Raw genomic sequence first — 10,278 nt, 5'->3', positions numbered from 1 at the left:
GGCGGGTCGGCGCCGACGCGGCGGACTGGCACGAGCGGGAGCTGCTGGCACACGGCGTGCGACCCCGCCTGGTCGTCGACGGGTCGGCACCGACGGGGACGGTGATCTGCCTGGTCGACACGGGCGCCTCGGCCGAACGGACGTTTCTGACGGACAGTGGGGCCTCGCTGCGCCTGGACCCCGGTGACTGGTCGGACGCGCTGCTCGACGGGGTCGCGCGGCTGCACCTGTCGGGTTACCTCCTTTTCTCGGAGCCGAGCCGCGCCCTGGTGAAGACCGCGCTGGCCTCGGCACGCGCGCGTGGGGTCCCGGTGAGCCTGGATCCGGCGTCGGCGGGCTTCCTGGCGGACCTGGGCGTCGACCGGTTCCTGGGCCTGGTAGAGGGGGTCGACGTCCTGCTGCCCAGCCGGGACGAGGCGTGCCTGCTCACCGGGCTGCCCGACGCCGCGGACGCCGCGGCCAAGCTGAGCCGGCACGTTCCGCTGGTGATCGCCAAGCAGGGCGCCGAGGGGGCGCTGGTGGCCCGGTCCGGTGCCGTGTGCGCGCGTGTCCCCGCCGTACCGGCGTCCCCGCGGGACAGCACGGGCGCCGGTGACGCCTTCACGGGCGCGTTCCTCGCCGCGCTGGTCGCGGGCGCGACGCCCGAGGACGCGGCGACGGCGGGGTGCCGGGCGGGTGCCGTGGCGGTCGGGCGGGTGGGAGGGAGGCCTCCGCGAGACCGGGGTAACGGCTGACCGGTCACCCCCTCAGGACCGGGGGCGCGGGGTCGGGAGCGCCGTCGCGAACGCGGCGCGGCGTCAGATGGCGCCGTTGCGCACGCGGCGCGGTGCGGTGCGGCGGGCCGGCCGTTCGTCTGCGCAACCTGCGGCGCACACGGCGCATCCGGCCGGCGGGCGGCGTCCGTCGCGCACGACCCTCTACGCCTTGCGCCCCCACGCCGAGATCATCGGCGCCGTCGCCAGGTCCATGCTGCCGGACGCGACGTTGGCGAGGTGCTGGTCGATGTCCTCGTCCGTGGCCACCCCGGCGGTGACCAGCTGATCGCGGATCTGCCGGACCGTCGCGGACTCGAGCACGGAGCACGCGGGCGAGGTGACCGGGAAGTAGGCGTCGGCCTCCACGCGGCGCAGGCCGCTCTCCCGCAGCAGGCGCGGCAGCCTGCGGCCGTAGGACAGGTCGGCGCCACGGCGGGCGAGCAGTTCGCGGAAGCCGTGCCGCAGCCGGTTCGCCAGCTGCTGCTCGGGTCCGTGCTCGTCGGGGCAGAGCAGGGGCTGGAGCGCGGGATCGGCGTCCTCGACGAGCAGACGGCCGCCCGGCCGCAGGGCCCGCACCATGGAGCGCAAAGCCCTCTCCCGGTCCGGGACATGGACGAGGACGAGACGGGCGTGCACCAGGTCGAAGCCCTCGCCCGGGGGCTCCTCCGCGGCCACGTCGTGGACGCGGACCTCTACCGGCGGGCGGGCGGCCGGGGCGACGCGCGAGGTGTCGATGTCGGTCGCGACCACCTTGCCGGTCGGCCCCACCTTCCGGGCCAGCCAGGACACCACGGACGTCCCGCCGGCCCCGACCTCCCAGCAGCGCCAGCCGGGGCCGACGCCGAGCGCTTCGAGGTGCCGGAACGTCGTGGGGTCGAAGAGCGTGGCGAAGGCGTCGAAGCGCTCCGCCGCCTCGGACTGCTGGTTGTCGAGGAGGTATCCGTCGGTTCGCGTCATGCCTCGATCATCCCAGTTGCCCGGCTTGCCGGAAGCGGGCGACGCTCCGGTGCCCCGGCCGCCGGGGGCCGCGGGAAGCGGTGCGCCAGGGGTCTTCCACAGGCGGGAACAAAGCGGAATCTCCCGCTCCCACAGGCTCGTACGCCGCTTCCGGGGAGCTGGCAGACTGGCGCGCCACGGCGCGGAAAGCGCGACGCGAGGGGACCCACGCGAGGAGACCGGGATGTCGATGGCGGGGAATCTGCGGAAGGTGACGACTCTCGGCAGGGTCGGCGGCCTCCGCAGAGTGGCGCGGCTGGCCCGCCGGCGCCCGCGCGTCGATCTGAGCCACCCGGCCCGCTCCCCGCTGGGTTCCTCGGTGGTGAACTGCGTGACCTACCGGGACGGTGTCCGCACGCCCGCGGACGACGAGCCGGTCGACGCCGTGCGGCGGATGCGGGAGCACGGCCACGGATTCCTCTGGCTGGGCCTGCACGAGCCGACGGCCCGGGAGTTCGCGGGCATCGCGGAGCTGTTCCATCTGCATCCGCTGGCGGTCGAGGACGCGATCGAGGCCCACCAGCGCCCGAAGGTGGAGCGGTACGGCGACACGCTCTTCGCCGTGTTCAAGACGGTCTGCTACGTCGAGCACGACGAACTCACGGCGACCAGCGAGGTGGTGAACACCGGGGAGATCATGGTGTTCGTCGGCGAGGACTTCGTGATCACCGTGCGGCACGGCCGGCACGGCTCGCTCGGCCCGCTGCGCGAGGGACTGGAGACCGATCCCGGACAGCTCGCCAAGGGACCGTCGGCGGTGCTGCACGCGATCGCCGACCATGTGGTCGACGAGTTCCTGACCGTCATCGAGGCGGTGCAGGCGGACATCGACCAGGTCGAGACCGACGTGTTCGCGGAGAACGGCGCGCGGGTCGACCCGGGCCGGATCTACCAGCTCAAGCGTGAACTCCTGGAGCTGAAGCGGGCCGTGGTGCCCCTCGGCCGTCCACTGGAGGAGCTGGCCACCAGGCCGGCCCGGGTGGTCGACCCGGAGATACAGGCCTACTTCCGGGACGTGGCCGACCATCTGCTGCGGGCCACGGAGCAGATCGCCGCGTTCGACGAACTCCTCAACTCCATCCTTCAGGCGCATCTCGCCCAGGTGACGGTCGCGCAGAACGAGGACATGCGGAAGATCACGGCCTGGGCCGCGATCGTCGCCGTGCCGACGATGGTCTGCGGGGTGTACGGCATGAACTTCGAGCACATGCCGGAGCTGGGCTGGCGGTACGGCTACGGCCTGGTGCTGGGCGTCATATCCGTCGCGTGTCTGGTGCTGTACCGGGGATTTCGGCGCAACGGCTGGCTCTGACGACGCCCTCGGGGCGTGGCGGGCGGTACGGGGGCCGCCGGGTCAGCCGTTCCACGCCGGGTGGCGTGGGTCGTCGGCGCGCACCAGGACGTCGGCAGTGCCAGCGGGGTCGGCCTCCTCGGCGTAGCGGTCGAAGGCCGGGAGGGTCCAGTGCTCGGTGTCGGGGGTCCGGCGGCGCAGGGCGCCGGGGGTGAGGACGAGGTGGACGCTGAGGTCGAGGGGGAACCAGTGGCGCAGCAGGAAGGGTCCGTGGAGCAGCAGCACGCCGCCCGCCGGGAGGTGGACGTAGGGGCTGCGGGTGGCCCGGTCGGTGACCGGGTCCCACAGGTCGGGCAGCACCCGGCCGTCGCCGCCGGGGCCGAGGGGGTCGAAGACCTCACGCCACAGCGCGCCGGTGTCGTGCCAGCCGTTGTAGTAGGCCTCGACGTCCTGGCGTCCGTACTCCAGGCGGACGGAGGCGGGGCGCAGGAAGCCCTCCGTCCCGACGACGAGGGAGGGGCGGCCGCGCAGGCGCAGCGCCTCCCCGACCCGTTCGGCGAGGTCGCCGGGGCGGGCGGCGGGCGCACCGTCGAAGGCGACGCGCGGCCAGGGGCTGCCGTCGGCCGGCGTCAGGTCGAGGAGGCGCTCGGCGAGCCGGTCGCCGAGCCGGTCCCAGGTGATCGCTTCCAGTCGCACGTGCCCATGATGCGCCGTCGGCCGTCCCGCACGCGTGGCGGGCCGCGCGGACGCCCGCGTATGGTCCCGCTCCGCTCGGCCATGGTCACCGTGCCCGTGCGGGAGTTGACTGGGGGTGATCGACGGCAGGCGGTGCCGCAGGGGCACCGGCCCGAGGGGTGGGAGTGGACGCGACATGATCGATGGGCCGTACTTCGTGCTGGCGGTGCTGGGGGTGCTCGGCACCGGTCTGGCGGCGGGGGTCTTCTGCGCGTTCTCGACGTTCGTCATGCGGGGCCTCGCCGCGTTGCCGCCCGCGCAGGGTGTCGCGGCGATGAACGCGATCAACACGGCGGCGGTGCGCCCGGCGTTCATGCTGGTGTTCCTCGGGACGACGGTGCTCTCCGCGGTGATCGCGGTGGTGACGCTCGTCGTGTGGCCGGACGAGGGCGCGGTGGAGCTGCTGCTGGGCAGCGCGCTGTACCTGTTCGGGTCGTTCGGGGTCACCGTGGCGGCGAACGTGCCGCGCAACACGGCGCTGCTCCGGCTGGAGCCGGGCTCGGCGGAGGCGGCCGGCCGCTGGCCCGCATACGTGCGCGAGTGGACCGCGTGGAACCACGTCCGCACCGGGGCCTCGGCCGGGGCGTCCGTGGCGTACGTGCTGGCCCTCGCCTGAGCGGCGGCGCTCTGCGGGCGGCCGCGGCGGGACGTATCGTGGCCGGAAGAGCGTTGTGCGGCGACGCGCGGCCTGCCCGCCCGCAGCACGCGAGGAAGACGGCCATGGCCGACCCCAAGGGATTCCTGACCACGCCCCGCGAGGACTGGCCCCGCAGGCCCGCCGAGGAGCGGGTCCGGGACTGGGACGAGGTGTACGTTCCGGGTGCGCTGCTGCCGCTGATCGGTCCCCAGGCCGACCGGTGCATGGACTGCGGGGTGCCGTTCTGCCACGAGGCCTGTCCGCTCGGCAATCTGATCCCGGAGTGGAACGAGCTGGTCGCCCGCGGGGACTGGCGGGCGGCGAGCGACCGGCTGCACGCCACGAACAACTTCCCCGAGTTCACGGGCCGGTTGTGTCCGGCGCCGTGCGAGGCGGGGTGTGTGCTCGCCATCGACCAGCCGGCGGTCACCATCAAGAACGTCGAGTGCGCCATCGCCGACCGGGCCTGGGAGGAGGGCTTCACCTCACCGCGCCCGCCGGACCGGCTGTCCGGGCGGACGGTGGCGGTGATCGGGTCGGGGCCCGCCGGGCTCGCGGCCGCGCAGCAGCTGACCCGGGCCGGGCACACGGTCGCCGTCTACGAGCGGGACGACCGCGTCGGCGGACTCCTGCGGTACGGCATCCCCGCCTTCAAGATGGAGAAGCGGCATCTGGAGCGCCGGGTCGACCAGATGCGGGCCGAGGGGACGAGGTTCCGGACGTCGACGGCGGTCGGGCGGGACACCGACGCCGCGGAGCTGCGGGCCCGGTACGACGCGCTGGTGATCGCCACCGGGGCGACCGCCTGGCGCGAACTGCCCGTGCCGGGCCGGGAGCTGGCCGGGGTGCACCAGGCGATGGAGTACCTGCCGCTGGCCAACCGCGTGTGCGAGGGGGACCTCGCGGCCTCGCCGCTGTCCGCCGCCGGCAAGCACGTCGTCATCGTCGGCGGCGGTGACACCGGCGCGGACTGCCTCGGCACGGCGGTGCGGGACGGGGCCGCGTCCGTGACCCAGCTGGACATCTACGCCCAGCCGGGCACGGCACGGGACGAGGAGGCCGAGCCGTGGCCGACGTATCCGAGGCTGTACCGGCTGTCGGTCGCGCACGAGGAGGCCGGCCGGCTGCGGTCGGCGCCGGCGGCCGACGCGGACGCGCGGCTGTTCGCGGCGTCCACGCTCCGCCTCACCGGCGACACCCGGGGGCATGTGCGCTCGCTGCACCTGGTCGGGGTGGACGCCGGACGCCATCCGCTGCCCGGTACCGAGCGGACGCTCCCCGCCGACCTGGTGCTGCTCGCCCTCGGCTTCTCCGGCCCCGACCGGACGGACGGGCTCGTCGACGGGCTGGGGCTGGAGCTGGATCCGCGGGGCACCATCGCCCGTGACCGGGACTTCGCCACCAACGTCCCCAGGGTGTTCGCCGCGGGGGACGCCGCCCGCGGGCAGTCGCTCATCGTGTGGGCGATCGCCGAGGGGCGGTCGGTGGCGGCCGCCGTCGACCGCCACCTGTCGGACGGCGGCACGCGGCTGCCGGCGCCGATCGGCCCGTACGACCGCCCGATGACGGCCTGAACAGCGATCGGCGATGCCGGACAAAACCAGTCAAGTGAGAGAAAGCATCAGCTTAGAAAGAGGCATCAACAACAGTGCGGGGCTCAGGACAGCAGGAAATCCGCCTCTCCCGCCTTCGCTCCCTCGATGAAGGCCGTCATCTCGGCGGAGGTGTATATCAGCGCCGGCCCGTCGGGATCGGTGGACTGCCGTACGGCGATGCGGCCGTCGGCGAGCTTCATCGCCTCCAGGCAGTTGCCGCCGTTGCCGCCGCTCCACGGTTTGTGCCAGCCCTCGCTGCCCAGCTCGCGGGCGGGCATGCCGTTGTAGATGCGCTCGGCGCGGCCGCGTGGCGATGGCTGGGACTTGATGCGGTTCATTCACAACTCCTTGCGGAGATCCCGGAGGATCTCCTTCGTGCGATGTGCCGTGGCGGCCTGGGCCGCCATGCGGTCCATGACCTCGAGGTGGGTCGCCACCTCGGTGCGCGCGTCGAGGTAGACGGCGCCGGTCAGGTACTCGCTGTAGACCATGTCCGGAAGCTCCGGCACGGCGAATCGGAACAGCACGAAGGGCCCGTACGTGCCGGGGTGCGGCCCGTTCTCGAACGGGGCGATCTGAAGCGTCACGTTGGGCAGCTTCGTGGCGTCGAGCAGCCGGTCGATCTGGCCACGCATCACCTCCGGGCCGCCGACCGGGCGGCGCAGGGCGGTCTCGTCCATGACGACCCAGAGCCGGGGCGCGTCCTCACGGGTGAGCAGGTCCTGGCGTTGCATGCGCAGGGCGACATGGCGCTCGATGTCGTCCGGCCGGGTCTGGCCGATGGCGCCCGAGCGGAGCACCCCGCGCGCGTAGTCCTCGGTCTGCAACAGCCCGGGGACGAAGTGGGGCTCGTAGGAACGGATCAGCGCGGCCGCGCCCTCCAGGCTGACGTACATGGAGAACCAGCCCGGAAGGATGTCGTGGAAGCGCTGCCACCACCCGGGCTTGTTCGCGTCCTCGGCCAGCTGGACGAAGAGTTCCGCCTCCTCGTCCCCGATGCCGTAGGCCTTCAGCAGCAGCTGGAGGTACGGGATCTTGAGGGCGACCTCGGCCATCTCCATGCGGCGGACCGTCGCGGGGGCCACGCGCAGGATGCGGGCGGCTTCCTCGCGCTTGAGGCCCGCGCGTTCGCGCAGGTCGAGCAGGCGCCGGCCGAGGACGACCTGGCCGACCGTCGGCGCGGACCGCGGCTCGCTCACCGCCCCACCTCCACGAAAAGTCCTGAACCGTCCGGTGATCCGATGATCCCCGAACCGGCGACACCCTGATCATCGACGGGCCGGCCGCGATGCGCGCGGACAGCCCGGCGGCGCCATTCGAAGACCTATTCGAAAGTCCGGGCAGACCTTCGGTGATCTGAAGTGGCGCCGCTCGACGTGCTGTTGCGAAGCAGTGTGCCACGGCCTTTGAGACCGTCACACAGCACTCTGCATTTTTCAGAGTGACACTTGCCAAGTGTTCACGGCGGGGCGATAGTGGCAAGCGTGATTCCGTCCGCGCCCTTAGGAACAGACGCCGTCGCGGCCCCCCTGGGGCTCGGCGCCGCCATGGGAGCCGGCCCCACGGGGGCCGCCGCTCCTCAGCGCCGCTTCCGTTTCGAGCTGGCCGCACACCCAGGCTCTCCCGCGCAGGCCAGACGCCTGACGAGAGCCCGGCTGAACGGCTGGGCGGTGTGCGAGGACACCTGTGACACCGCGGCGCTGGTCGTCTCCGAGCTGGTGACCAACGCGATCGTGCACACCGCGAGCCGGCACATAGTGTGCGAGCTGCACGACGGTGACGAGCTGGTGCGCATAGCCGTACGCGACGAGGGCTGCGCGCCCGGCCAGCCGCATCCGCCGGAGGGGCAGCGGCCCGACGACGAGCACGGCCGGGGGCTCCTCCTCGTCGACGCCCTGTGCGACGCCTGGGGCGCCCACGAGCACGGGCCCGGACTGCTGGTCTGGGCCGAACTTCCGCGCAAGGCCGACGCGCCGCGCGACCCGTCCGAGCCCCGCAACGACCTGGGCTGGGGCGCCCGCCCGAAGCCGGGACCCGCCGACGACACCGGCGACGACGGCGAGGCGGAGGGACACCACCGAGAGGCACGCCGCGGAACGGGGACCGAATGGCTATGAGGGCTCCGTCCGGCACCCGCACGGTCGGCCTGGACACCCTGGTCCGTCTCCAGCGCGCGCTGCGCGAGCCCGGAACGCCCCGGCGGCTGCTCGTGCCCGAGGGCATGACGGCCCCGCTGGGCTGCGACGCGGTGGCGGTGCCCGCGCGCCTCGGCCCCCTCGTGCTGCCCCGGCTGCCCCGCGTGGGGTGCGTCTACGCCGACGAGGCGCACTGGTGGTGGATCGTCCCGTCCGACTCCGACTACGCCCTGGAGTGGCCCGCCCCGGCGCGGTACGCCACCGGCGCGGTCGTCCCCGACGCCCCGGGCGTTCCCGGCCTGATACACCGGCCGGACGGCACGGTCCCGTACACCCCGCCCATCCCGCTCTACCTCGCACTGTGCCGCCTGACGGGCACGACACCGACCTGGTCCCGCCCGGTGAGCGCGTAGCCGCCGACGCGGCGCGCGGGGTCTACCCGGAGCTGTACGGGGATGCGCCACCGGTCGTCACGCGGCCGCGTCACCGGCCGCGTCGCCGCCGCGGACGACGACCAGGAACATGTCCGTGGCGAGGTCCATGACGACCTCGGCGGGCAGGCCCTCCAGACGCCGCGCATGCGCGAACTCCTCCGCCGGCCAGGACCCACGCGGCCCGCCGGCGGGGAAGCGCTCGAGCACCGTTCGCCCGTTCACCCCGCACCTCCATGTAGCGCTGTACTCGTAGAGTTAAACGCCAACCATGGAGTGAACGCCTCGTGAAGTGACGGTACTGAGACTAAGTTGACACTCGTTCACCGCAAAGTGTGAGCGCCGTCTCAGCTGTTCGGGCTCTTTCGCAACGCTGCGTGTCAGTCCTCGTACTCGTCGTGGTAGCGGACCGCCGCACTGCCCGCAGGCGCCCCGAGAGCCGACGCACGCCCCTCCGGTCGTTCCCACGGCTCCCGCCGGCCGAGCGCGGTCAGGTCGAGGAGGCTGGTGGTCGAGCCGAGCCCGTCGAGGCCGCGCTCGTACGTCGAGTAGGTGTGGAAGACCCGGTCGCGGTCGCGCAGGAAGCAGCTGAGCCCCGGCCGCTCGCTGAGCTCCCCCTCGTGTTCGAGGGTCACCTCGAAGTCGGTGTTGAAGTCGCTGACGTACGACGAGTACCAGGGCAGCGTCCAGCCCATCCGCGCCTTGAACGGAAGGATCTTCGGATACGGCGCCCGGGACACCGCCGCGAACGACGTGCCGCGTGCGCGCAGGTGCGCGAGGTGCCCGATCTGGTCGAGGAACGCCGAGCAGCTGCGGCAGCCGGCGTCCCACTCGGGGGCGAACATGAAGTGGTGGACGACGAGCTGGTCGCGGCCCTCGAAGAGGTCGAGGAGGGTGGCCTTGCCGTCGCCGCCCTCGAAGACGTACTCCTTGTCGATCTCCACCATGGGCAGTCCGCGCCGCTCGGCGTTGAGCGCGTCCCGGGCGCGCGTGACCGCCTTCTCCTGGGCCAGTAAGGCCTCGCGCGCCGCGCGCCAGTCCTCGCGCGAGACGATCTCGGGAAGCGACATGGGCTCCAGCTCCTCCTGTACAGCGGTCCGTCGGGGGTGCTGACCGGTGGGGGACGCGGAACTCATCGCGGCGCGGCAAGATTCTTCCCGGACTGTCCTGTCCCGGGGGTGCCGGCTGTCCGGCGTGCCGGCTACCCGGCGAGCGGCAGCTCCGGCAGGCGCAGTCCCGCACGTTCGCGCCGTTCGGTCAGCTCGTCACGGAGTGCGGCGAGCCGTTCGGTGTGCCGGGGTGTGAGGCGGCCGCTGTCGTCGAGGTGGACGGCGCACGCGGTGGTGGTGTCGACGAGCCGTTCCAGCACGGCGGCGATCTCGTCGGCGCCCGCGGAGTGCCGGGCGAGCGCGGGCAGCTCGGCGGCGGCGAGGGCGACGGCGGTACGGGCCTCGGCGAGGGTGCGGTAGGCCTCCCGGCGCAGCCTCCAGCGGGCGGCGCGGTCGTCGGACCCGCTCAGTACGTGGGCGAGGTAGGCGTGTGCGGCGCCGCCCGCCGCCTCCAGCCGGGCGCGGACCGTGCCGCCGCGCTGTCCCGGCATCGGCAGGTGCCCGACGATCAGCACGATCGCGCAGGCCAGCAGGGTCTCGCCGATGCGGCTGAGCGCGGCCTGGGGTTCGCCGCCGGTCATGACCAGCGCGAGA

At 73.3% G+C, this 10,278-nt stretch carries 12 protein-coding genes and 1 pseudogene; 6 read left to right on the top strand and 7 right to left on the bottom strand.

Going from position 1 to position 10,278, the window contains the following annotated elements; all coding sequences use genetic code 11:
- Positions 1-734: carbohydrate kinase family protein (locus GTW67_RS32450; RefSeq protein ID WP_161168330.1), on the top strand; the 734-nt coding region annotated here is incomplete at its 5' end.
- Positions 735-917: 183 nt separating this feature from the next.
- Here the strand turns inward: GTW67_RS32450 and GTW67_RS32445 are convergent.
- Positions 918-1,712 (bottom strand): methyltransferase domain-containing protein, encoded by a 795-nt coding sequence (locus tag GTW67_RS32445; protein WP_161168329.1) that lies wholly within the window; start codon positions 1,710-1,712, stop codon positions 918-920.
- Between the two features lie 223 nt (positions 1,713-1,935).
- On the opposite strand from GTW67_RS32445, the gene GTW67_RS32440 reads away from it, so the two are divergent.
- On the top strand, positions 1,936-3,063 hold the full coding sequence (locus tag GTW67_RS32440; RefSeq protein WP_161168328.1) for a magnesium and cobalt transport protein CorA: 1,128 nt from the start codon (positions 1,936-1,938) through the stop codon (positions 3,061-3,063).
- A gap of 42 nt (positions 3,064-3,105) precedes the next feature.
- On the opposite strand, the gene GTW67_RS32435 is transcribed toward GTW67_RS32440, so the two are convergent.
- On the bottom strand, positions 3,106-3,738 hold the full coding sequence (locus tag GTW67_RS32435) for a nucleoside/nucleotide kinase family protein (RefSeq protein ID WP_161168327.1): 633 nt from the start codon (positions 3,736-3,738) through the stop codon (positions 3,106-3,108).
- A 175-nt stretch (positions 3,739-3,913) separates the two neighbouring features.
- Between GTW67_RS32435 and GTW67_RS32430 the strand changes: the two genes are divergently transcribed.
- Complete coding sequence (locus tag GTW67_RS32430; protein WP_161168326.1) at positions 3,914-4,393, top strand: anthrone oxygenase family protein; 480 nt, start codon at positions 3,914-3,916, stop codon at positions 4,391-4,393.
- A 104-nt stretch (positions 4,394-4,497) separates the two neighbouring features.
- Positions 4,498-5,988 (top strand): glutamate synthase subunit beta, encoded by a 1,491-nt coding sequence (gltD, locus tag GTW67_RS32425; protein ID WP_161168325.1) that lies wholly within the window; start codon positions 4,498-4,500, stop codon positions 5,986-5,988.
- A gap of 83 nt (positions 5,989-6,071) precedes the next feature.
- Here gltD and GTW67_RS32420 read toward each other — a convergent pair whose 3' ends face one another.
- The gene (locus tag GTW67_RS32420; RefSeq protein ID WP_161168324.1) at positions 6,072-6,347 is read right to left on the bottom strand and encodes a DUF397 domain-containing protein; all 276 of its coding nucleotides are present in this window, start codon (positions 6,345-6,347) and stop codon (positions 6,072-6,074) included.
- Positions 6,348-7,208 carry a Sco1979 family transcriptional regulator gene (locus tag GTW67_RS32415; RefSeq protein WP_161168323.1) on the bottom strand — a complete coding sequence of 287 codons (861 nt, stop codon included), beginning with the start codon at positions 7,206-7,208 and terminating at the stop codon, positions 6,348-6,350. It lies immediately after the preceding gene.
- 276 nt (positions 7,209-7,484) lie between these two features.
- On the opposite strand from GTW67_RS32415, the gene GTW67_RS32410 reads away from it, so the two are divergent.
- Together GTW67_RS32410 and GTW67_RS32405 are read left to right on the top strand one after the other, a co-directional pair.
- Positions 7,485-8,126, top strand: coding sequence for an ATP-binding protein (locus GTW67_RS32410; protein WP_161168322.1), 642 nt, complete (start codon positions 7,485-7,487; stop codon positions 8,124-8,126).
- The gene (locus GTW67_RS32405) at positions 8,123-8,557 is read left to right on the top strand and encodes a hypothetical protein (protein ID WP_161168321.1); all 435 of its coding nucleotides are present in this window, start codon (positions 8,123-8,125) and stop codon (positions 8,555-8,557) included. The genes GTW67_RS32410 and GTW67_RS32405 overlap by 4 nt, the downstream gene beginning before the upstream one ends.
- Before the next feature lie 57 nt (positions 8,558-8,614).
- On the opposite strand, the gene GTW67_RS32400 is transcribed toward GTW67_RS32405, so the two are convergent.
- The 3 genes and pseudogenes from GTW67_RS32400 to GTW67_RS32390 form a co-directional block, all read right to left on the bottom strand.
- The gene (locus tag GTW67_RS32400; protein WP_161168320.1) at positions 8,615-8,800 is read right to left on the bottom strand and encodes a DUF8839 family protein; all 186 of its coding nucleotides are present in this window, start codon (positions 8,798-8,800) and stop codon (positions 8,615-8,617) included.
- 155 nt (positions 8,801-8,955) lie between these two features.
- Entirely contained in the window at positions 8,956-9,645 is a 690-nt protein-coding gene (locus GTW67_RS32395; RefSeq protein ID WP_161168319.1) for a DUF899 domain-containing protein, read from the bottom strand.
- 131 nt (positions 9,646-9,776) lie between these two features.
- Positions 9,777-10,278, bottom strand: a pseudogene (locus GTW67_RS32390) (FUSC family protein); the annotation flags it as partial.

The organism is Streptomyces sp. SID5910, assembly GCF_009862125.1.
GTDB lineage: Bacteria > Actinomycetota > Actinomycetes > Streptomycetales > Streptomycetaceae > Streptomyces.
Note: the sequence above shows the minus strand (reverse complement) of the source record. Positions and strands in the feature narration are given on the sequence as shown.

Coding starts and splice junctions, on each gene's coding strand:
- GTW67_RS32440 (WP_161168328.1), top strand. CDS start 1,936: ATGTCGATGGCGGGGAATCTGCGGAAGGTGACGACTCTCGGCAGGGTC.
- GTW67_RS32420 (WP_161168324.1), bottom strand. CDS start 6,347: ATGAACCGCATCAAGTCCCAGCCATCGCCACGCGGCCGCGCCGAGCGC.
- gltD (WP_161168325.1), top strand. CDS start 4,498: ATGGCCGACCCCAAGGGATTCCTGACCACGCCCCGCGAGGACTGGCCC.
- GTW67_RS32405 (WP_161168321.1), top strand. CDS start 8,123: ATGAGGGCTCCGTCCGGCACCCGCACGGTCGGCCTGGACACCCTGGTC.
- GTW67_RS32430 (WP_161168326.1), top strand. CDS start 3,914: ATGATCGATGGGCCGTACTTCGTGCTGGCGGTGCTGGGGGTGCTCGGC.
- GTW67_RS32445 (WP_161168329.1), bottom strand. CDS start 1,712: ATGACGCGAACCGACGGATACCTCCTCGACAACCAGCAGTCCGAGGCG.
- GTW67_RS32395 (WP_161168319.1), bottom strand. CDS start 9,645: ATGTCGCTTCCCGAGATCGTCTCGCGCGAGGACTGGCGCGCGGCGCGC.